The organism is Methanoculleus sp. UBA430 (genome assembly GCF_002506585.1).
GTDB lineage: Archaea > Halobacteriota > Methanomicrobia > Methanomicrobiales > Methanoculleaceae > Methanoculleus.
Genome location: NZ_DAXW01000003.1, coordinates 71,645 through 93,659, shown reverse-complemented (window position 1 = coordinate 93,659; position 22,015 = coordinate 71,645). Strand labels below are relative to the sequence as shown.

The 22,015-nt window shown below is 62.2% G+C and carries 19 protein-coding genes; 5 read left to right on the top strand and 14 right to left on the bottom strand.

The window, feature by feature from the left end; translation table 11 throughout:
- Nucleotides 1-49: 49 nt before the first annotated feature.
- Complete coding sequence (locus tag BRA49_RS02150) at nt 50-1,420, top strand: dihydrolipoyl dehydrogenase family protein (protein ID WP_292383047.1); 1,371 nt, start codon at nt 50-52, stop codon at nt 1,418-1,420.
- 691 nt (nt 1,421-2,111) lie between these two features.
- Here BRA49_RS02150 and BRA49_RS02145 read toward each other — a convergent pair.
- From BRA49_RS02145 to BRA49_RS02105, 9 genes are all read right to left on the bottom strand, one after another.
- Complete coding sequence (locus BRA49_RS02145) at nt 2,112-2,516, bottom strand: 4Fe-4S dicluster domain-containing protein (protein WP_292383046.1); 405 nt, start codon at nt 2,514-2,516, stop codon at nt 2,112-2,114.
- Nucleotides 2,517-2,538: 22 nt separating this feature from the next.
- Nucleotides 2,539-3,618 carry a nickel-dependent hydrogenase large subunit gene (locus BRA49_RS02140; RefSeq protein ID WP_292383044.1) on the bottom strand — a complete coding sequence of 360 codons (1,080 nt, stop codon included), beginning with the start codon at nt 3,616-3,618 and terminating at the stop codon, nt 2,539-2,541.
- Nucleotides 3,603-3,983 carry an NADH-quinone oxidoreductase subunit C gene (locus BRA49_RS02135; RefSeq protein WP_292383037.1) on the bottom strand — a complete coding sequence of 127 codons (381 nt, stop codon included), beginning with the start codon at nt 3,981-3,983 and terminating at the stop codon, nt 3,603-3,605. Before BRA49_RS02135 ends, BRA49_RS02140 begins: the two co-directional genes overlap by 16 nt.
- A complete protein-coding gene (locus BRA49_RS02130) occupies nt 3,980-4,462 on the bottom strand; it encodes an NADH-quinone oxidoreductase subunit B family protein (protein WP_292383725.1) in 483 nt (160 codons plus the stop codon). The genes BRA49_RS02135 and BRA49_RS02130 overlap by 4 nt, the downstream gene beginning before the upstream one ends.
- A 5-nt stretch (nt 4,463-4,467) precedes the next feature.
- Nucleotides 4,468-5,328 carry a respiratory chain complex I subunit 1 family protein gene (locus BRA49_RS02125; RefSeq protein ID WP_292383035.1) on the bottom strand — a complete coding sequence of 287 codons (861 nt, stop codon included), beginning with the start codon at nt 5,326-5,328 and terminating at the stop codon, nt 4,468-4,470.
- A complete protein-coding gene (locus BRA49_RS02120) occupies nt 5,325-7,229 on the bottom strand; it encodes an NADH-quinone oxidoreductase subunit L (RefSeq protein ID WP_292383033.1) in 1,905 nt (634 codons plus the stop codon). Before BRA49_RS02120 ends, BRA49_RS02125 begins: the two co-directional genes overlap by 4 nt.
- A gap of 157 nt (nt 7,230-7,386) precedes the next feature.
- Nucleotides 7,387-7,755: an HIT family protein gene (locus BRA49_RS02115; protein WP_292383031.1), complete on the bottom strand. Its 369-nt coding sequence runs from the start codon at nt 7,753-7,755 to the stop codon at nt 7,387-7,389.
- Between the two features lie 50 nt (nt 7,756-7,805).
- Complete coding sequence (locus BRA49_RS02110; protein WP_292383029.1) at nt 7,806-8,987, bottom strand: DUF362 domain-containing protein; 1,182 nt, start codon at nt 8,985-8,987, stop codon at nt 7,806-7,808.
- 1 nt (nt 8,988) lies between these two features.
- On the bottom strand, nt 8,989-9,768 hold the full coding sequence (locus tag BRA49_RS02105; protein WP_292383028.1) for a ribonuclease III family protein: 780 nt from the start codon (nt 9,766-9,768) through the stop codon (nt 8,989-8,991).
- A 126-nt stretch (nt 9,769-9,894) separates the two neighbouring features.
- On the opposite strand from BRA49_RS02105, the gene BRA49_RS02100 reads away from it, so the two are divergent.
- Nucleotides 9,895-10,647: a hypothetical protein gene (locus BRA49_RS02100; protein ID WP_292383026.1), complete on the top strand. Its 753-nt coding sequence runs from the start codon at nt 9,895-9,897 to the stop codon at nt 10,645-10,647.
- A gap of 27 nt (nt 10,648-10,674) precedes the next feature.
- Here BRA49_RS02100 and BRA49_RS02095 read toward each other — a convergent pair whose 3' ends face one another.
- Genes BRA49_RS02095 through BRA49_RS02075 form a run of 5 tightly spaced genes read right to left on the bottom strand, consistent with a single transcriptional unit; the run spans nt 10,675 to nt 16,296 of the window.
- On the bottom strand, nt 10,675-11,931 hold the full coding sequence (locus BRA49_RS02095) for a molybdopterin-binding protein (RefSeq protein ID WP_292383024.1): 1,257 nt from the start codon (nt 11,929-11,931) through the stop codon (nt 10,675-10,677).
- Between the two features lie 54 nt (nt 11,932-11,985).
- Complete coding sequence (locus BRA49_RS02090) at nt 11,986-12,786, bottom strand: formylmethanofuran dehydrogenase subunit C (RefSeq protein ID WP_292383023.1); 801 nt, start codon at nt 12,784-12,786, stop codon at nt 11,986-11,988.
- Nucleotides 12,787-12,796: 10 nt separating this feature from the next.
- The gene (locus BRA49_RS02085; RefSeq protein WP_292383021.1) at nt 12,797-14,509 is read right to left on the bottom strand and encodes a formylmethanofuran dehydrogenase subunit A; all 1,713 of its coding nucleotides are present in this window, start codon (nt 14,507-14,509) and stop codon (nt 12,797-12,799) included.
- Nucleotides 14,510-14,512: 3 nt separating this feature from the next.
- Nucleotides 14,513-15,883, bottom strand: coding sequence for a formylmethanofuran dehydrogenase subunit B (locus BRA49_RS02080; protein ID WP_292383019.1), 1,371 nt, complete (start codon nt 15,881-15,883; stop codon nt 14,513-14,515).
- Nucleotides 15,883-16,296 (bottom strand): molybdopterin dinucleotide binding domain-containing protein, encoded by a 414-nt coding sequence (locus BRA49_RS02075; protein ID WP_292383017.1) that lies wholly within the window; start codon nt 16,294-16,296, stop codon nt 15,883-15,885. Before BRA49_RS02075 ends, BRA49_RS02080 begins: the two co-directional genes overlap by 1 nt.
- A gap of 965 nt (nt 16,297-17,261) precedes the next feature.
- On the opposite strand from BRA49_RS02075, the gene mcrB reads away from it, so the two are divergent.
- The 3 genes from mcrB to mcrA all read left to right on the top strand — a co-directional run bounded on the left by mcrB (nt 17,262) and on the right by mcrA (nt 21,343).
- Nucleotides 17,262-18,566, top strand: a complete 1,305-nt coding sequence (mcrB, locus tag BRA49_RS02070) for a coenzyme-B sulfoethylthiotransferase subunit beta (protein WP_292383014.1) — start codon at nt 17,262-17,264, stop codon at nt 18,564-18,566.
- 300 nt (nt 18,567-18,866) lie between these two features.
- Nucleotides 18,867-19,631, top strand: a complete 765-nt coding sequence (gene mcrG, locus BRA49_RS02065; RefSeq protein ID WP_292383013.1) for a coenzyme-B sulfoethylthiotransferase subunit gamma — start codon at nt 18,867-18,869, stop codon at nt 19,629-19,631.
- Between the two features lie 5 nt (nt 19,632-19,636).
- Nucleotides 19,637-21,343, top strand: a complete 1,707-nt coding sequence (gene mcrA / locus BRA49_RS02060) for a coenzyme-B sulfoethylthiotransferase subunit alpha (protein WP_292383011.1) — start codon at nt 19,637-19,639, stop codon at nt 21,341-21,343.
- The last annotated feature ends 672 nt before the right edge of the window (nt 21,344-22,015 follow it).

Genomic DNA, 22,015 nt, shown 5'->3' with positions numbered 1-22,015 from the left:
TCTCTCCGGGTAAACCTTTATGGGGCTCTGTGGCGACCAAGGATTCACTATGGAGCAGGAGTATGATCTCGTCGTTATCGGGACCGGGGTCGCCGGTTCCGACATCGCCTGGCACTGCAGGGATGCCGGGATGCGGGTAGCGATCGCCGATCAACGTGACTACGGGGGGACGTGCGCCCTGCGGGGTTGTGTCCCGAAGAAGGCGCTTGCCGGCGCCGCCGAGACGGTTGCCCGCGTCAGTAATCAGCAGGGGAACGGGATATCCGGGGATGTCTCGATCGACTGGCCGCGGCTGGTCGCCTTCGTGCGTTCGTTCACGGATCCCATCCCCCGGCGGAAGGAGGAGGGGTTCCAGGGGGCGGGGATCGAGACCTATCATGGGTCCGCCCGCTTCATAGGCCCGAACCGGGTCGTGATCGGGGACGATACCCTCACGGCCCGGTACGTCGTGATCGCCGCCGGTGCGCACCCCCGCCCCCTCGGCGTCCCGGGGGAAGACCTGGTGACCCCGAGCGACGACTTCTTCTACCTTGAAGCGCTCCCGGAGCGGATTGTCTTCATCGGCGGGGGCTACATATCGTTCGAGTTCGCCCATGTGGCTGCCCGGGCCGGCTCGTCGGTGACGATCCTCCAGCGGAGCGGGCGGGTGCTCTCGGGATTCGACCCCGATATCGTCGACCGGGTGGTGCTCGCGTCGCGTGAGGCCGGGATCGACGTCCGGGTGGATATGCCCCTTCTCTCGGTCGAGAAGAACGCCGCCGGCCTCCGGGTCCGGGCCGGGAAGAAAGGACAGGAGAAGACCTTCGATGCCGATATGGTCGTCCACGGCGCCGGCCGGGTCTCCGCGATAGAGGGCCTTGACCTTGCGGCCGGAGGGGTCGAGACCGACCGGCGGGGGATCGCGGTCAACGAATACCTCCAGAGCGTCTCGAATCCGGCGGTCTACGTCGCCGGGGACGCGAATGCGAAGAGTCCGCAACTGACGCCGGTGGCGGTGAGGGACGCCCATATCGTCGTCGACAACATCCTGCACGGCAACACCCGGACCGCGGACTACTCCGTCGTCCCGAGTGCCGCCTTCACGACCCCGCCCATCGCGTCGGTCGGGCTCACGGAAGAGGCCGCGAAGGAGAGGGGGATATCCTACATCGTCCATGCCGGGGATCTCTCGGCGCGCTTCACGAACCGGAGCACCGGCGAGAAGCATGCCGGCTACAAACTCCTGATCGACGGCGACTCCCACAGGGTCCTCGGGGCCCACCTCATCGGGCCCCACGTCGAGGAGGTGATCAACGTCTTCGCCCTCGTGATCCGGCACAACCTGACGGTGGAGGACCTGACGCTGGACGCGATCCCGTGGGCCTACCCGAGCCACACCTACGACATCATCCACATGGTCCACCCGCTGGTGAGGAAGTGAGATAAGTGATAAGCTGGAAGGTGATGCGGTTCGACTGATTGGGGACTCTTAGTTAGGGGCGCCAAACGGGTGGGGCAGTCGGCACCCCCGTTTCGGAAAGAGACGGTTTTTCACTTCTGGGCTTATAGCAGGCGTGATTCAGACTGCTGAAACAACCGAAACTATGAGCATATCTGGTCTGGTACACTGGACCGTGGGGATATCGCCACGCGGGGAGGGGCTGACAGGGAGGGGGCTGGCCCCCTCCCCTGTCTCTACCCCGTAAGATTCTACCTGTGACCCCCATTCGAAGACCTCCGGTCTTCTCAAACTCCTGCCGTTCCGGCAGTCGTTCCCCGCCCGGCCTCCGGCCTCCTCCTCCGCACCTGCGATGCTCATGCTCCGGCCCCATGGCCCGTCGCAATCTGCACCTGACGGTGCTCCAACTCCTGCCGTTCCGGCAGTCGTTCCCCACTCCAGGGGCGGGGGCAGTGCGTGGCGATATCCCGTAGAAAACCGTGCATGAGTTGTGACTGACTGAAGGACAGGAACCCGAACATCGGGGTACACAATCTCCACGATCCAGTGTAACGGATTCTCCTGGCTCCAGCCACTTTGACGGTCACAATCGCACTTTTAGCGCTTCCACTGCTCGATAAAAAGTGGCCAAAAAAAGATCGTGCCAGGGGGATTCGGGCCCCGGCCCCCGTTCTCACGCACCGGCGTCGGCGCCTTCTTCCTTTGCGCCCGTGCTCTCTTCAGCCGGTTTCTTCGCGGGCTTCTCGGGCTTCACGTAGGTGATGGTGTAGCGCTCCACCACGTGCTCCACCACCGGCGAGAAGTACTCCGGCTCCATCATGAGGCTCCCGAACGGGCAGCCCTCGACGCAGTCGCCGCAGGCGATGCAGCGCATGCGGTCTATCTCCCAGACCTTCTCTTCCTTATCGAGGCGGATCGCCTCGCACGGGCACCGCCGCGAGCAGAGGCCGCAGGAGCGGCAGGTGGCCGGGTCGAAGGTGACGTGCCCCCGGGTGAAGGGCCCCGTCCGCGCCGGGACTGCCGGGTACGGCCGGGTGTCCGGCCCGCCTGCGAGGTTCCGGAGAACCGTTCTTGTCATCTGAAAAATTCCCATCCCAAACTCACCTCTCCGTGCAGCTGATGCAGGGGTCGATCGAGAGGACGACGACCGGGACGTCGGCAAGCTGGGCGTTCGGGAGCATCTTCACCAGTATCGGGATGTTCGCGAGCGTCGGTGTCCTGATCCGGGCCCTGGTGAGGTGTTTGGTGCCGTTGCCCCGCAGGTAGTGGATGACCTCGCCCCGCGGCTGCTCCACACGGGAGAAGTACTCGCCGTCCGGCGTTCCCCTGACCTTCACGTCGAGGGGTCCTTCGGGAATCTGGTCGATCGCGCGCCGGATCAGGTCGATGGAGGCATAGACCTCCTTGACCCGGACGGCGCACCGGGCGTAGCAGTCCCCGGCGGTCTCCACGACCGGTTTGAAGCCGAGGTCACCGTAGGCGGCGTAGCCGGTCTCGCGGTGGTCGATCGCGACCCCGCTTGCCCTCACGGTCGGGCCGACGGCCCCGAGGGCGTAGGCGTCGTCCTTCCCGACGACACCGAGGCCCTGGAGGCGGTACTTCACCGTCTCGTCGTTCAAGAAGACGTCACCGAGGTCCCGGCACTGCTCCTCGAAGGGGTCGAGCGCGCGGTGCATCTCCGCGAGCTTCTCCGCCCCGATGTCGCGCCGGACCCCGCCGACCTTGCAGGTGCCCTGGATGACCCGTCCCCCGCTGGTGTCCTCGAGCACGTCGAGCACGCTCTCCCGGAGGCGCCAGGACCGCATGAAGAGGTTCTCAAAGCCCATCCCGTCCGCAAAGAGGCCGAGCCAGAGGAGGTGGGAGTGGAGACGCGAGGTCTCCGACCAGATCGTCCGGAGGTAGCGCGCCCGATCGGGGACTTCGATCTTCATGATCTCCTCGATACCCTGACTGTAGCAGAGTGCGTGCATGAAACTGCAGATCCCGCAGATCCTCTCCGCCACGTAGACATACTCCGTGAACTCGCGCTTCTCGATCAGCCGCTCAAGCCCCCGGTGGATGTAGCCGATGGAGGGGATCGCCTCCACCACGGTCTCGTCCTCGAGGACGAGGTCGAGGTGGATCGGTTCCGGCAGCACCGGGTGCTGCGGCCCGAACGGGACGATTATGCGTTCCGGCATTGGTCACCCCCCCTTCTCGTGACGCTGAACGGATACTTCTCCGCAGTCTTGATGAACGTCCCTTTGAAATCGATGTTGATCCCGACAACAGGGATCCCGAAGAGGTCGTGCATCTCGTTCTCGTAGACGAACGCCCCCCAGTAGATACCGGAGATGCTCGGGATCTCAGTATCAGGCCCGAGTGTCAGGCGGAGGTTTCTGTACTGGTAGTCCCTGTCGAACGAGTAGTTGACCTCGTAGGCCCCGCCGATGTCCGTGCACCCGATCTGGACAAGGCGGTACCCGCCGGCCTGGAGCCCTTCGACCTCGCGCATGAGGTCCTCCGGCGCGACGCTTATGGTAGTCTGCTCTGCGTTAACTGTCATGTGCTCTCACCTGCCTCTGCCGCATGCCGCGTTTCTTCTTTTGCCTGGGCGCTTCCGGTCATCTTCGCCCGTTTCTCCTCGAGGATCCCGAGCGCCTTCACGACACCGTCGATGATCATCTCCGGCCGCGCCGCGCATCCCGGAACATAGACGTCGACGGGGATAACCTTGTCGACACCTCCCGCGATGTTGTAGCACTCCCGGAAAATGCCGCCGGTTGCGGCGCAGATGCCTATCGCAACGACGACTTTCGGCTCCGGCATCTGCTCGTAGAGGTTTTTTACCACCGCCCGGTTCAACTCGTTGATCCCGCCCGTGATCATCAGGATGTCCGCGTGCTTCGGGTTTCCGGTGTTGATGATGCCGAACCGCTCCACGTCGTAGAGCGGCGTTAAGCATGCAAGCACCTCGATATCGCACCCGTTGCAGCTGGACGCATCGTAATGAAGGATCCAGGGTGATCGCTTCAGGAATGCCATGGTACTCATGCACCTCCGAGCATCATATAGGAGAGGATCGCCAGGTTCACGATCCCGAGGATCGCTGCGAGCCACCCACTCTTCAATGCAGCCTGCCACCGCGCCCGTGCGGTGACGTTATCGACGAAGATTTCCGCAAGGTAGGTGATAGCGACCGCAACGATCCCGATCACGGGGTTCCAGGCAAAGAAGAGGAATACGAACCCGAGGAGGAAGACGTTCTCGTACCAGTGGGCGATCTCGACCTGCGCGAGCGTGGAGCCCGAGAACTCCGTCGTGATCCCCTTGACGATCTCCTGGTGCGCGTGGTGCGACGTCGATATGTCGAAGGGGGACTTCCTGAGTTTGATGGTGAGAATGACCGCAAAGCCCAGGAAGACGCCGGGGAGGTAGAGGATCGCCGGCACGGTTGTTGTAACGATATCCGCGACGTAGAAACTCCCGCTGACCATGTAGAACCCGACGGCTGCAAGGATGATCATCGGTTCGTAGGCCATCAGCTGGATCAGTTCCCGCCCGGCCCCGACATGGCTGTAGGGCGAGTGGACCGCATAGGCCCCGAGCACCAGGAAGACGTGGGCGAGCGTGAAGGCAAAGACGATCAGCAAGAGGTCCCCTCCCGCGAAGAAGAGCGCGCCGGAGAGGGCGATGAAGATCAGGTAGGCGAGGACGTAGAAGTTCTGCGCCGTGGTGACGACGGCCCGCTCCTTCTCGAAGAGTTTGCCGACGTCGTAGAAGGGCTGCAGGAGCGGCGGCCCGACTCTTCCCTGCATCCGTGCGGTGATCTTCCGGTCGATACCGGCGATGAGGCCGCCGGTTATGGGCGCGAGGATGAGGAAGAGGACTGCGCCGATGAGCCAGTTCATAACGCCACCCCCGCAAGGGCCCAGGAAACCAGGATCAGGACGATGCAGACCGTCGCACCCGGTCGGAAGAGTTTCGCCTCACCGAAGTACTCGGTGAGGTAGTAGTTCCGCGTCTGGGCTTCCCGGGTCATGCCGAGGGAGCCTGCAAAATGCAGGTCCGGCGTCGCGGGCCTCCCGCCCATGTAGGCCGGGAGGTGTCTCGCGGTCCTCTTGAAGAGGAGGAACGAGACGGGGAGGATCAGCAAGAGGGCTATCATCAGGAGCATGATGGCGACGTTCGCATCTGCGAGGTGTGCCGTAACCCCATAGATAGCGAGGACGTAGGGCTCAATCAGTATCGAGGAGATGACCGGGAAGAGGAGGACGGCCGCTATCACGAGGCCGGTGATGATATAGAGCGGGGCCCAGGACTCTTCGAAGAACCCTTTCTCGACCCGTTCCGTGTTCCGGGTGACCGTGACGAGTTTACCCATCCACTTCGCCCAGAAGAAGACCGTGACGGCGCTCCCGTAGGCGAGGATGGCGATGAAGATCAGGCCGAAGGGGACCTGGACGAACGCCTCGATCGCCGCCCACTTGGAGATCAGCATGCCGAACGGCGCAAGGAACATACCGGCGATCCCGATGAACATCATCACCGCCATCTTCGGCATCCGGACGATCAGGCCTTCCATGTCCTCGATGTTGCGGCTCCCGGTCCGGTGCTCGATCGCCCCGGTTCCAAGGAAGAGGAGCGACTTCGCGACGGCGTGGAAGACGATCAGGAGGATCGCCGCCCAGACAAGCATGTAGGTCCCGACACCTGCACAGGCGGCTATCAGGCCGAGGTTCGCTATCGTCGAGTAGGCGAGGACCGATTTCGCGTCGCTCTGGGATATCGCTATCGCGGACGCAACCAGGAAGGTCACTCCGCCGACGAGGCCGATGGAGAACCCGGCGAACGTTCCGGCAAAGACCGGCGAGAACCGGACCAGGATGTAGACACCGGCCTTGACCATGGTGCTCGAGTGGAGCAGGGCCGAGACCGGTGTCGGGGCCACCATCGCCCCGAGGAGCCAGGAGGAGAAGGGCATCAGCGCAGCCTTCGTGATCCCGGCAAACCCTATCAGGACGGCCGGGATCAGGACGACGGCCGCGTCGGAGGAGGCGAGCACCCGGGCGAGATCGATCCCGCCGCTCGTCGCCTCGGTTGCGGCGAGGAAGATGAGCGCGACGACGAAGGCGACCCCGCCGAGGAGGTTCATCACCAGAGCGCGGAAGGCGTTCTTCGTTGCTTCCTCGGTCTCCGAGTAGCCGATCAGCAGGAAGGAGCTGATGGTGGTGACTTCCCAGAAGAAGAAGACCCACATGAGGTTATTGGAGAAGACCAGGCCGAACATCGCGGCAAGGAAGGCAAAGATGACGAAGAAGAAGAACGTCTGCCGGTCGCGCACCTCCGGGTGGTGATGGTGATACGTCTCCATGTACCTGACCGCATACACCGCGATCAGGCTCCCGATGAGCCCTATGATGAGGGCCATGATGATGGAGAACTGGTCGATGAAGAGGTTGTTGACCGCATGAAGGTTCCCCGAGAACGTTGTCTCGAGGTAGACCACCAGCGCCGCCTGGATGACGGCCAGCACGATTGCCAGGTAGTTCCTGAACTTTGCGCCCATGTAAATGATGAAGAGCGCGAGACCCATCTCGATGGCCACCATGGCGAGGCTGACTGTCTCCGACGGCGCGGCAAAGTAGACCGCGCCCTCGAATGCATACCGCATAAGCAGGTATATCGACGCCCCGCCGATAGCGAGAGCTGAGAGGGCGACCACCGCGTACCGCAATGCCGTCCGCTTCACGAACAACAAAAGACATGCGACGAGGATGGGGAACAGTATAAGAAAGAGCAGCGTCTGCAACTATTGTCCCTCGTAGGGTAACTATGCCCTACTGACATAATTAATCATTCTAAATGGGCACCCGGCGGTATCGGTCGGCGCACGTCCGGCACCGCTGCATCCCGGGTCACGGGAGGGGTGGCCGACCGGAAGACCGCGAAGACGCTCGTTTTCGCTTCTACTCCGGCCTGCACGGCAGCACACCCCGCACGCCCCCTTCATGCTCGCCGGGAGCGTCCCCGCGGTAGCGCGGGATGAAGTGGATATGGACGTGCATGACGTTCTGGCCTGCCGCCTCCCCGACGTTGACGCCGATGTTGTAGCCGTCGGGGTGCCGTTCACGATCGGTGAATTCCCTGCAGCCGTCGATGAGCCGCGCCAGAGCCATCCTCTCCTCGTCGGTCGTATCGAAGTAACTCGCCACATGCCGGAACGGGATCACAAGCAGGTGGCCGGGGCTGACCGGGTGGATGTCATAGCGGGCGTAGCAGAGGTCGTTTTCAAGAACAATATCTTCCGGGGCCGGGTTGCAGAACGGGCATGGCATGGCCTCTGCTCTTGTCCGGATAACTCATGAGGGTTTGGGCCGGGCCGCTCTCAGCCGAGCAGGCGGGCGAGGAGTTTTCCGACGAGGCCCCGAGAGAGGGCGATGGCGTGCTCGGTGCAGATCTCGTGGCAACAGTAGCACCGGATGCAGCGCGCAGGGTCAATCGTCGCCTTGCCCTCCGTGACGACGATCGCGTGTGCCGGGCATATCCGCTCGCATTTCCCACAGCCGATGCAGGCCGGCGCGTTCACGCCGGGGCGGGGGGCATAGATTCTCCCGAACCGCTGGACGACGGCGAGCATCACCCGCCGCCAGACGCCCGTCCTGCTCCCGGCGTAGGTCGAGGGTTTCCGGAAGTCCGGGACCGCGAACTTCTCGGGGTCGTCGCCGACCGTCCGGACTGCCTCCGGGTCGAGAAGTCCGCGCGCGGCCGCGCTTCTCGTGCTCCCGATCTCGAGCGGGTCCATGCCGATGAGCCGCGCGAGGACGGTATCCACGGCCGAGTAGTCGCTTCCGGCGAGGATCACCCCGATCCTGCGCGGGCTGCCGGCCTGGGGGCCGTCCCCCTCCATTCCGACAACTGCGTCCACGACCTGGAGCCGGGGCTTCATGCACTCGTTGAGGTCGACGAGCATCCTCCCGAAGGCGTACTCGTCCTGGAACCGGAAGTGGAAGACCGGTTTCTCAAGTCCCGGGATGAGCCCGAAGAGGTTCTTCGCCGCCCCGGTCATCCGGGTCCACATGTGGGTTTTTACCTTCGAGACGACCACGATCGCGTCGGCCTCGACGGCCGGGGTGATGATCGGGAACTGTTTCATCGTCTCCCCCTCCGGGAACGGGACGATCGCTGAGTCGGTATCGTAGTTCAGGACGGCGCCGGTCTCTTCCGCTACCGCTGCAAACCCGCTACGCGAATACGCCCGCCGCAGGTTCGCCTCGCTGTAGATGATCCCGGCTCCCGGGCTGTCGCCGATGACGACCCGGCACCCGTGCTCGATGAGGAGCCGGGCGACGGCAGCAACGACCGTCGGGTGGGTGGTGACGCACCGATCCGGCTCCTGACCCTGCAGGAGGTTGGGTTTGAGGAGGACCTGTTGCCCCGGCGCAACGAACCTCCCGATGCCGCCGGCAAGGTCGACCGCGCGGCGGACGGCGAGATCGACCCTTTCCGGTGTATAATCGTCGCATCGAACGACGGCGACGGTCGCATCCCGCCCGTCCGGCTGCACCACTTCACTCCTCCCCGAGGCGGCCGAGCGCCTCTTTTGCCGCGAGCATCGCCGCCCCCTGCTTTGTCCGCGCCTCCCCCTCGCCGAGAGGCGTCCCCCCGACGGCCACCCGGGCGGCCCAGACCGGGCAGCTCCCGGGCCCGGTCTGGCGGAAGGCGTACTCGAGGCCGCCGAGATTCTCCCGGGCGACGAACTCCTGGAGCCTCCCCCGGTAGTTCCTGTGGACGTCGCACTCCGCGATCTCGCTCTCGAAGATCGCGAGCACTACCTCCCGGGCAGCATCGAGGCCGCGGTCGAGGTAGATGGCGCCGATCAGGGCTTCGAACGCGTCGGCGATGATCGAGTCGGTCGGTGCCTGCCCCCGTCTCCTGATGACCCCATCGATGCCGAGACCCTGCCGCCGCACGATCTCGGCGAGTTTTGTGTTCCTCGTCACCTGGAGCCTCCGGTTCATCTCCCCCGGCGGGAGAACGTACCCGGTGTAGAGGTGGTCGGCGATGACGAAGTCGAGGACGTAGTTCCCGAGAAACTCAAGCCGCTCGTTGTCGTCGACCACCGTTACCGGGTACTCCCCGCCGTTCGCGTACGACCGGTGGGTCAGCGCCCGGTCGTAGAGGGGAAGGGCCGTATCGCGGACGTCGGTGAGCCCGAACGGTGGGCGGGCGAGGAGTGCTCGTACCTCCGCCTCCCGGTCACGGCTGAGGGGGAGCTCCGGGCGTCCGCGAGGCTCCTGCCCGAGGAGGCCGCCGGTACGAAGTTTTTCCCAGATGGTGGAGAGTCTCATGGTCGTTCGATACAGAGCATCTTGCTGCTCTTGCTGCTATAAAATGGCTTATGTCCAGTTGGATAAATCTTTGCCGAAGCCGGGGCCCGGGAAACCTTTTCGTCACCGGAAAATAGATCTCTATTCGTGAAACAGTCCGTAGCAGGTGAGGCGGGCGGCAGCGTCTACCTGGACATCGAGTTTGGCTACGTCTACGGCACCTGCCGGAGGGTCATGATGCCGATCGAGATAGGAGCGGTTGCCCACCGGCCGGAGGACGACAGCGTCCGCTATACGGGCGAACAGTTTCGCTACGATATCGATGTCGAGATCTGGAAGAAGGTGACCGACTCATGCGGCAAGACCGTCGGTGTCGCAACGACCGTGGCGAATATGGGCCATGAGGAGTACGGGAAGGTCTACGACCACGCGTTCCGGGTTCGGGAGAGCGAGATGCCGGCAGCACGGGCTACCGCCCGGCATGCGTCCGCCGACCTCCGCTCCTTCATGGAATCGGTTCTTTCGACGGGGGATATCGGTGAAGTAGTGGTCTTTGCGGCGGATATGGAGAAGAGAGCCTTCAGGACCGCGGGGGTCTCGCTCGACGGGTGCATGCTCACCGACCTCCAGAGGGAGATCCGGCGGCGTTTTGAGATGAAGCAGGTCCTCTCCCTCGACCGCCTCTCCCGCCTCATCGATTTTCGTGCCGACGGCTCCGTCGTCGCCTCGACTCATTTCCGCTACCCCGTTCCCGATGAGTACCGCCACCTCCTGAACGTTCACCGGGGGATGGGCGACGCCGTCCGGACATTCCTGCTCGCGCGGGAGTTCCAGGAGAGGCTCCCCGCTCTCGAGGCGCGGGTCCGGTCCCTGGTGGAGACCTGCGAGAGTGAGGGGTGACGGTTCATCCCCGGTGCTCGGACCCTGTCAGCAGAACGGTGCGCCACTTCTCTCTTGCCGCACAGAACGGTCCGGCGCTGGTTCAGCTAGTTCGGCTGCCTCCTGAATCAGCGTACGCGGTCCGGTCAGGAGGACATCGATCTCCGTGCCCGGCAGGATCTTCCCGGTCCCTGCGGGGACGTGAAGGCAGGCGTTCGCGCGGACCGCCGTCATCTGCGTCCCGGCTTTCCGGGGCAGGGGGGTGGCGGTGTACCGGCCCCCGGTCCGGGATACCGTCAGGAGGATGAACTCGTCGAACCCGGGATCGGCCAGGATCGCACCGTCGAGCCGGGCACGGAGGGTCTCCGGGGGCGGGGCATAAAACCCCCACGTCGCGAGCAGGGGGAGGAGAAGTTCCCGTACCGCGGCCATGGCGGCGATTGGGTATCCCGGCACCCCGATGACCGGTTTGCCGTCGACTTTTCCGATGATCGAGGGTTTTCCCGGTTTCATGGCGATACCGTGGACAAGCACCTCCCCGAGGTCGCCGATGACGCCGGCGGTGAAGTCCCGGGTGCCTGCCGACGATCCGGCGGAGACCAGGAGGAGATCGTTCTCCCGGATGCCTCTCGCGATAGCCTTCCTGAGTACTTCAGGATCGTCGCGGGCAATCGGGTAGCGTCTCGGTGAGGCGCCGGTCTCTGCAACCCAGGCCGCCGCCGCGGCGGTGTTGCTCTCGATCACCTCTCCCGGCCCCGGCCGCACGCCTGCCGGAACCAGTTCGCTCCCGGTCGGGAGGAGGCCGACCTCCACGAACCGGATATCGAGTTCGGTGATCCCGTAGGTGAGGAGCGCCCCGATGTCGCAGGGGCGTATACGGTGTCCGGCAGGAAGGATCATCTCACCCTCGCGGATTTCGCTGCCGGCGGGATGGATATGCTCACCGGGGGTCACCGCCTTCCTGGTGCGCCAGGCACCGTCCTCGCCGACGATATCTTCGATCATGATGACCGCATCGTGGCCGGGAGGAATCGGGTTGCCCGTATTCACCCGGTGAAACGTCCGGAGGGAGACGTCTCTTCCGTGGCCGGCACCCGGTGTCTCGCTGCTTACGACGGCGAAGCCGTCCCGTGCCGCAACATCCGTTGCCGGAACCGTCAGGGGCGAGCAGATGGATCTTGCCGTCACCCGCCCTGCCGCCCCGGCTACCGGGACCCGTATCGACCGGTCCGGGCACTTAAACGCGGAGAGCATCATCTCCCGGACTTCTGCAAGCGGTTGCAGCGTGAGGTATCGCCTCACCATAGTGCCACGTCCAGCCCGCCTGCGGTGCCGGGACTTCTGGAGTCCAAAAAAAGGTTAGTTCCGGGTGTAGAGATTTGCATACACCGTCTTGCCTTTCGCGGTCGGGTGGCGTTCGCCGAGGTCCCCGATGTAGTGGGTGAATGTAGCCGTCTCGCCGTCGACCTCCTGCTCCACCTCGCCGACCATCTGGAACCCGGGGAGCGGGTTTTCTATCGTCCCGTAGACGTAGATGTTGCCTTTCACCATCTGCCCGCCGACGCGGCCCTTGGCGTTGCCCTTGATAATGACCGTGCCACCTTCGCCGTGGGTGGAGACGTGAATATCCGCATCGCCACCGATAACGATCGTCCCGCCGTTGATGAACGTGGCGGTATCGTTGCCGACGGACCCGGCGACCCGGATCAGCCCGCCCTGCATGCCGCGCCACTCGCCGCGAGGCGATGCGCCCAGATGGTGTCCGGCGTTTCCGTCGATGACGAGTTCGCCGCCTTCCATCCCGATGCCGCAGAACGAGTCCACGTTGCCTTTCACGTGGATCTTCCCGCCCTTCATCCAGCCGCCGATATACATGTCGGCGTTGCCTTCGATGACGATCTCGCCGGCGGTCATCTGCTGGCCGATGCGCTTCACGCGGGTGCAGTCCCCACGGAGGATGATCTTCGTCTCGGCCGCCGTCGCGCCGCCGTCGCCGGCAACCGCGAAGTATGTTCCCAGTGCGCTCTTCTGCTTGCCCTCCCAGACGTCGAGGGCGGCTATCTCGGCAGCCTTTTTGCCTGCAACGTTGTCCGGAGTGATATTCTGCCCCTCAAGCATGAGTTCGGGGGGGTTGGTCAGGGTGAGGATTACTGTCTTCATGGTTATCGCCTCATTCTGTTGCGTCGACCTCGATTACCCGCGGGTTGTGGAGGTGTTCTTCGAAGAGCGAGTAGTTATCGAGCTTCACGCTGTAGTGCCTGAGGAAGTGCTCGTAGATGTCTCTCTGCACCTGTGCGTTCTCCGGAACCTTGACATCGACCCAGACGGTCCGCTTTGCCGGCTCTGCGACGACCTCGCCGTCTCTGACGGTCACGACGCCGTCTTTGACAAGCCAGGCGCACCGCGAGAAGGCCTTCTCGATCATTGCAGGGTCGGAGGGCATGTTCTCGGGGTTGAGGGCGTAGACGGCGATGTCGGCGTCCATGCCAGGGGCGAGCCCGCCGTAGGTGTTGCTGATGCCGAGCGCCTGCGCCGGTCCGGCCCGGGTCATCTGCGCGATCTCATACAGCGTGAGTTCGCGGTCGATACCGTCGATTGAGGTCGCGTCGATCGTCTTGTCCAGCCACTTGAACGTCTTCATCGTCGCGTCACGCGCAGCCCTGCTCATCAGCCAGGTGATGACGCGCGGGTAGCGGGTGAACGGCCCGGCGTTCGGGTGATCGGTGGTGATGAACGTCCGCATCAGGTCTTTGGAGAAGAGGGCCAGCTCCAGGCCGACCGCCCACTGGATGGTGCAGACCTTGACCTTCGGGCTGTAGATGTAGGGGACGACGCCTGCGGCCGTCTCGAGCTCGACGTCCACGTTTGCCCACTTCAGGTGGTTGAGGGAGCAGAGGTGGTGCTCGAACGGCCCGTCGGCGGTCATTGTGGTCGTCTCGTCAAGCGTCACCTGGCCCATATCGACGGTGAGGTTGTCGTGGGCGTTCACGTAGTCCATCACGTCTTTTGCCTTCGACTCGAAGTTCCCCCAGGAGTCGCCGCCGTAGGAGTGGAACTGGAGGTGCGTGATGTGCATCACCTGTTTGCGGCCGAAGTCGTTCTTCGGTGCGTAGCCCTCGGCGAGTTTAAGCGACTCAAGGGTGTCGACGTAGTTGCCGGGGTTCCCGAGGTTGTTGCAGTGCAGGTGCACCGAGTGCGGGAGGCCCAGGTGTTCGTTCGTCTCGATGAGGCCCTTCACGATCTCTGCCGGGGTGATGTCGAAGTAGGGAACCGGGTCGTGGATGTTGACACAGTTCAGCCCCCATCCCCAGGCCTCGGAGCCGCCGGGGTTGACGACCTTGATGCCGAACCCGCGGGTGGCCCGGAGGAGCCAGGCGGTGTAGGCGGCGTTGTTCTCGATCTCGTTGTTCTTGAGGTACTCGAGGGTGAACCAGTTGTTCCCGAAGACCGGCATCGCGGCGTTGTCGATGATCGGGGTGTCCCGGATCTCCTCGTGGACGTGCGGGGAGTGGAGCGGGGGCATCGCCGCCTCGTTGACGAAGACGTAGCCCATCCGCGCGTAGTCGTAGCCGGTCTTGAACGTCGAGGGGACCGAGAAGCCCATCTCCATTCGGCTGCACGTAGGGGATTTGAGGGGGCTCTTGAAGAGTTTGTCCTCCGGCCTGAAGAGCCGGCCGACGTTCACCTTCGGCCCGACGACGTGGGAGTGAACGTCCACGCCGCCCGCCATCACGGTCATGCCGGCGGCGTCGATCGTCTTCGGGTTCGAGAGGGTGCCCGTCTCGACGATCTTGCCGTCTTTGACCCCGATGTCCATCCGGTCGCCCTTGATGCCCTGCAGGGGATCAACGACGAACCCGTTCTTGATGATGAGTTCGCTCATGCTTTACTCCTCCGCGCGGACGCCAGCCGGGGCGGCCTTGATCTCGGCCTTCGCGGCCCCCTCTGCTTCGAGTTCGCAGAGCCGCTTGTGGATCCGCTCGAAGAGTTCCTCATCGCTGATGACACCCTCGGGCGGATCGATGACTTTGCGGTACTGGATCGGGACGTTGTCCATCCGGTAGACGATGCCCGGGACCTCGACCCCGACGATTCCGACCGGAATATGGAGGTCGGAGATCTCGCTCGCCATGCAGATGTTCGGATCGATGGTGATCCAGGGGTGCTTTCGGAGATGCTTGACCGCCTCGATCGGGAAGTGGGCGCCGGCATCGGTTCCAATGTTGATGAAAGCGTCGACCTCGTCGCGCATGGCAAGATCGACGGAACTCGTCTCACCGGGGTTCATGTGGGCGATGTCCTTCTTCGTCAGGTCGAGACAGTAGGGGAACCCGTACTGCCATGACCAGACCGCGCCCGGCCCGGTGATGTTGTAGTGGCCCCGCATCGCCATGATCGTCCACTTGGTGTAGTCGTTGAGGTCCCGGGTCAGGCTGATGGCGATATCCACGTTGTGGTTCCGGCCGTCGGAGTGGCAGAGCCCCATGCCGTAGAAGATGGTGCCGAACCGGGCCTTCTTCATGATATTGGCGACCTCGAGGATCTGCTCGCGCTTGATCCCCGCAACCTCCTCGGGGATCTCGTGGCCCCGGACGACGGCGCGGAACGCGTCGAAGAGTTCGTAGTCGTGCCCCTGCCTCACCTGCAGGTAGATGTCCGCCACCTGGGCGGTATCGGTGTGGCGGGGATCGATCACGATGATCTTGCGGCTTTTCTGGCCTTTGCCCGTGAAGAAACCGCGGGGGAAGATCGAGTAGCGGGACATGTGCCGCGGGTGGGCGTGAGCGGGGTTTGCGCCCCAGTAGAGGACGACGTCCGCGCGGTTCTTTGTCTCACCGAGGGTGCAGCTCGGGTAGCCGTTGTCGAATATGGCAAGGAACGAGGACCCGTGGCAGATGGACGCGCAGTTGTCGAGCACGGCCCCGGCTTTCTCGGCGACCTTGGCCGCGGCGGCCATGCCCTCGCAGTTGGTCGATCCAAACCCGTAGATCAGGGGTTTCTTCGCGTTGTAGAGGACTTTTGCCGCGTAGTCGACTGCCTCGTCGTAGGAGATATCCTTGTAGGTGCCGTCCGGCTGGCGGAGGCGGGGAAGCTTAACTCTCTCGCCACCCGTGGCGTGGTGGAAGATCTGGTTGCCGATGGCACAGGCATTTTCCACCTCGATGATCTGCTTTCCATCGTCCGATACGGTCACGACAAGGTCGTCGCAACAGACGCCGCAGTATGGGCATCCAACGTTCTCAACTTTCTTTGGCATTACTGATCACCTCTCCACAACCCGACGGCCCCCTGGACGAGTTCGAGTGCGCTCTTCCGACGTTCGCCGTTCACCGGTTCGACCGTTACGGGGAAACCGCTGTACTGGGGCTCCCCGGTCGCCTGGGTCCGCGGGGGAACAATCTGGTTTGCCCAGACGCCCTGTGGGATGAATGCAAGGCCGGGGTAGAGCGACTGACGCCCTTTGACGGCCTTGACGACCACGCTTCCGCATTCGCTCGTCACCCGTACCAGCTGGTTCGGGACGAGGCCCAGCGCCTTGACGTCGTCATCGTGCATCTCGATGATCGAGCAGGCCTCGAAGTATTCGGGGGTCGTTTTGCCCTTTTCCATCGCAACGCCTTCTTCGATGGAGCGCTGGGTGATCATGTTCAATGTAATCCTGTTCGCCATGGTTTTGCCTCTATGTGGTTGGTGAGATCAGCCTCCCGACACTCCGGCAAATCGGTTCCCGTAGGGCGTGACGCTCCCGATGAGGTGTGTTACGGGGGATCTGCTCGCCTGAATGAGAGGAACCTCTCTTGACGGAGCACGGGTGGATCACTTTGTCATAACTTGTAATGGTATGTATTTAACTATTCCGTATTTGTAAGTTATTTCAGGTGATCAACTTTACATCGCGAACCCTGAAGGGCTCTGTTTTCAAATATGGCGGTATTTTTGTGGGATATTAGGAAAATGGACGTTTTAATTCGGGGGTCTCGCTGTTGCCGGTCTGCCCCGTGTGTATGTCGTTCGGTTAACCTGTCGATGTCGGGGTATGGATCTGCCGGGAGCCGGCATGCGGGTCCGTGTCGGTGGTCTCTCTCAGGAGTCCGGGTAGTGGGGGTACTATATAGATATGCCTCTTTTACTTCTGGCAGTAATAAGGTAAGTTTCTAAAATCGCGGTCAGACATGGTCTGAATTTACAATAATTCCTTTCTGAGGGTAGATTTATATGTCCCGGGGTGCAACCTATAAAGTCGGGTACTTTCAGCCTCTCACTGGTGTGAGTTGTTTTAACTATTGCTATTAGTATTGTCTATTTTATTATTTAATTATACTCTTCCCCTCAGGATCGTCTGACGGATTGTCTGACAGTCCGGGGCGGCGAAATCCTTTTTAAGTTTCGCGTTCAACCATTTGAACCGTTCAATCTCAATTTTAAAATATCCGTTTGGGAATATAATTAATATGAATATTACTTTTTGCAAAAAAGTCCATCTAAATTCGCAAATTTTATTAATAACTCTCCTTCTACTCTTATAGTCCCTTTTGGGACGTGCAGTAGCGGCCTTCAGAGAACCGGAGCGGGTGTTTGCCCCGGCCTCTTTCATGAATGGAATGCATTGAACAAGGGTAAAAGGATGAAATACTATGGCTAAATACACGGAAACAATTGACCTCTATTCTGACGACGGAAAGCTGCTCAAGAGCGGCGTCACCCTCGACAGAGTCAGCCCGCTGGTTAACCCGGCCACAGGTAAGATCATCGACCTGACCAAGCGAACGATCAACGTAAACCTCGGGGGTATCCAGGATGCGCTCAAGGTTGGCAAGCTTGGAAAGGGCAAGATCAAGGGAAGAGAACTGGATCTCCCCATTATGGAGAACAAGGACGCCATCGTCGCCAAGATCAAGGAGATGATCCAGGTTGAGGAAGGCGACGACACTGAGATCATGGAGTTCAACGGTGGAAAGCTCCAGCTCGTCAAGGTCCCATCGAAGCGCCTGATCAACGCGTCCACCTACGACGCCGCGATCACCTCGGTCGCAGCCGCAACCACGTTTGCGATCGTCGACCAGTTTGACATCGACGCCTTCAACGCATCCACCGTCAAGGCGGCCTGCTGGGGCAGTTACCCGCACACCCAGGATCTGGAAGGCGCACTCGTCACGTCGATCCTGACCATCCCCCAGAACAACGAGGGTATCGGCTACGCGCTCCGGAACATCCCGGTCAACCACACCGTCATGATGACCAACCGGAACGCCCTGCAGGGTGCAGCACTCGCATCCACCCTCGAGACCGCCGGTATCTTCGAGATGGGATCCGCCGTCGGGCCGTTCGAGCGCGCCATGCTGCTCGCCTACGCCTACCAGGGCCTGAACGCCAACAACATGGTCTACGACCTCGTCAAGGCAAACGGCCAGACCGGAACCATCGGCACGGTCGTCCAGAGCCTGGTCGAGCGCGCCATCGAGGACAAGGTCATCGTCCCCGGCAAGAAGGGCGGGTACTTCCAGTTCTACGACACCAAGGACCCCATGCTCTGGAACGCCTACGCCGCTGCGGGAACCATGGCAGCCACCATCGTCAACTGTGGTGCCGGACGGTTCGCCCAGGCGGTCTCCGCGACGCTCCTCTACTTCAACGACCTGCTTGAGCACGAGACCGGTCTCCCGAGCACCGACTACGGCCGTGTCATGGGTACCGCTGTCGGGTTCTCGTTCTTCAGCCACTCGATCTACGGCGGTGGCGGCCCCGGTATCTTCAACGGCAACCACGTCGTGACCCGTCATGCAAATGGTGTGGCCATCCCGTGTGTGGTCGCTGCAGCGGCGCTCGACGCCGGAACCCAGATGTTCTCGCCCGAGAGCACCTCGAAGATCTATGCCGACACCTACGGTAAGATCGACGTCTTCAACAAGCCGATCAACCAGATCGCAAACGGAGCCTGAGCAGAGATCCAGAATGATGAAGGCCACATTCCCACGGGCGAGGATCGTGCCCATACGGGTGCTCAACCCTGAGATCGCTGAACACCTGCTCGATATGCCTGCCTGCATCCGCCGGATGACGATCCATGGTCGCGGTGCGATACAGCGCCCATCGGCCTTGCGGACCCCTGGAACGGGGGAGGCCCGGCGGTCACCCGGGACCCGCGGTGCGGCAGGTGCCTCTATACCTGGAAATATGGCTGGGAATCGTTCAAAATCGGAAATAGATAAGATATCAATCACTTTGAGGTGAATAAAACAATGGCATACAAGCCCCAGTACGGTCCCGGGACATCAATTGTCGCCGCGAACCGGCGCAAGCAGATGAACCCCGGCCAGAAGCTTGAGAAGGTTCGTTCCGTAACGGATGAGGACATCGTGCTGATCCTCGGTCACCGCGCACCCGGATCGGCATATCCGAGCGCCCACCCGCCGCTCGCCGAGCAGCAGGAGCCCGAGTGCCCCATGCGCAAGCTCGTCAAGCCCACCGAGGGTGCCAGGGCCGGCGACCGGGTCCGCTACATCCAGTTTGCCGACTCGATGTTCAACGCCCCCTCGCAGCCTTACCAGCGGACCTACACCGAGTGCTACCGCTTCCGCGGCATCGACCCCGGTACGCTTTCCGGCCGTCAGATCGTCGAGTGCCGCGAGCGCGACCTCGAGAAGTACGCAAAAGATCTCATCGAGACCGAGATGTTCGACCCCGCTCTCGTCGGCATCCGCGGTGCGACTGTGCATGGTCACTCGCTCCGTCTTGCTGAAGACGGCATGATGTTCGATATGCTCCAGAGGAACGTCCTCGGTGAGGACGGCGTCGTCAAGTACGTCAAGAATCAGATCGGCGAACCCCTCGACCGTGCGGTTGCCGTCGGCAAGCCTATGGACCAGAACTGGCTCAAGGCCCACACGACGATCTTCCACTCGCTCGTAGGAACCTCCTACCGCAATGACACCGAGTACGTCGAGTACGTCCAGCGCATCCACTCGCTGCGGACGAAATACGGCTTCATGCCGAAAGAGGAGTGATTACAATGGCAAAGATTGAGAGATCCCAGAAACTGTTCCTGAAGTCGCTCAAGGAGAAGTTCCAGGGGCAGGACGTCGAGTCCGAGACCGCCGAGTTCTACAAGTTCAACGGCGTCCGCCAGTCTCCCCGTAAGATGGAGTTCATGAAGGCCAGCCGCGCCGTCGAGATGGACCGCGGTGTCTCCATGTACGATCCCGAACGCTGCCACCTGGGCGGCATCCCGATGGGCCAGCGCCAACTGATGACCTACGAGGTCTCCGGCACCGGCGTCTTCGTCGAAGGTGACGACCTGCACTTCGTCAACAACGCTGCGATGCAGCAGATGTGGGACGACATCCGCAGGACCGTTATCGTCGGCATGGACCTTGCCCACCAGACCCTGCAGAAGCGTCTGGGCAAGGAAGTCACCCCCGAGACGATCAACGAATACCTTCACATCTTGAACCACGCGATGCCCGGCGGCGCCGTCGTCCAGGAACACATGGTCGAGACTCACCCCGGCCTCGTCGACGACTGTTACGTCAAGGTCTTCACCGGCGACCAGGAGCTCGCCGACGACATCGAGCCCCAGTTCCTGCTGGACATCGAGAAACTCTTCACCGCCAAGCAGGCCGAAGAGCTCAAGGCCGAAGTCGGCAAGAGTATGTACCAGGCGATCCACATCCCGACCGCGGTCTCGAGGACCTGCGACGGTGGAACGACCTCCCGGTGGTCTGCAATGCAGATCGGTATGTCCTTCATCGCTGCCTACCGCATGTGCGCCGGTGAAGCGGCTGTCGCCGACCTCTCCTACGCCGCAAAGCACGCAGGCGTCATCCAGATGGGATCCCACCTGCCCGCCCGGCGTGCCCGTGGCCCCAACGAGCCCGGTGGCATCAAGTTCGGTCTCTTCGCCGATATCGTCCAGGCGAACCGGAAGTATCCCAACGACCCCGCCAAGGCTGCCCTCGAGGTCGTCGGTGCCGGAACCATGCTCTACGACCAGATCTGGCTCGGCTCCTACATGTCCGGCGGTGTCGGATTCACCCAGTACGCGACCGCGGCCTACACCGACAACATCCTCGACGAGTTCACCTACTACGGTATGGACTACGCCAAGGACAAGTATGGGGTCGACTGGAAGAACCCGAGCCCGAACGACAAGGTCAAGCCGACCCAGGAGATCGTCAACGACCTGGCCACCGAGGTCACCCTCAACGCCATGGAGCAGTACGAACAGTTCCCGACCATGATGGAGGACCACTTCGGCGGGTCCCAGCGTGCCGGTGTCATCGCCGCCGCGTCCGGTCTGACAACCTCTATCACGACCGGCAACTCCAACGCCGGCCTGAACGCCTGGTACCTCTCCATGCTCCTGCACAAGGACGGATGGTCGCGTCTCGGCTTCTTCGGCTACGACCTCCAGGACCAGTGCGGGTCTGCGAACTCCCTCTCCATGGAGTCCGACCGCGGCCTGATGGGAGAACTCCGTGGCCCGAACTACCCGAACTACGCGATGAACGTCGGTCACCAGGGCGAGTACGCCGCGATCGTCGCGGGTGCCCACTACGGACGCAGCGACGCGTTCTGCTACAGCCCGCTCGTCAAGGTCTGCTTCGCCGACCCGAGCCTGAGGTTCGACTTTGCCGAACCCCGCCGCGAGTTCGCGAAGGGTGCAATCCGCGAGTTCATGCCCGCCGGCGAGCGTTCGCTCATCATCCCGGCGCGGTAAACTCCCCCATTACCCCTTTTTATTTGCACGTCCTCACAATCCGGTGATCGCAAACATTCCTGCCGATCATATGGAGAAGGTGGAGCGAGTGGTTCTCACTCGCCCACGTATTATGAAAGTGCGCGTTTTTCATACAGAATAAGTCGATATTTCGCTATATCGTCGCCTTTTCTAGCGCTCCTGTTCATGAATCGCCCACCCTGCTCACCGGGGGGCGCGCGGGGGTTGGAATGTGACGCGTGGTGCTGGTAGGCGAAACCAATGTTGCAGAGATGCCCTATGCTCGGGGGTGCCTGGAGATCCGGGCAAGTGTGAGAATCGGAGACTAAAGCCCGAAAACGGCTTTGTACAACAGATGGATATGTTAGACTCGTGGAAAGTGCCCCATACCGGACCGTGGGGACTGCGCACCGCTAGGTGCGAGGCAGGAGTTTGAGCACCGCCAGGTGCGATTGAGGAGGCCGGAGGCCGGGTGGGGAACGACTGCCGGAACGGCAGGAGTTTGAGAAGACCGGAGGTCTTCGAGTGGGGGTCACATGCTCCCATAAGTGGCGGAGACAGGGGAGGGGGGATGCCCCCTCGAAGACCAAAGGTCTTCTCATGCTCGCTACACTCGCACTCCCCGTCAGCCCCACTCCCAATGGGGATATCCCCTCGGAAGCCGTTTTCGGG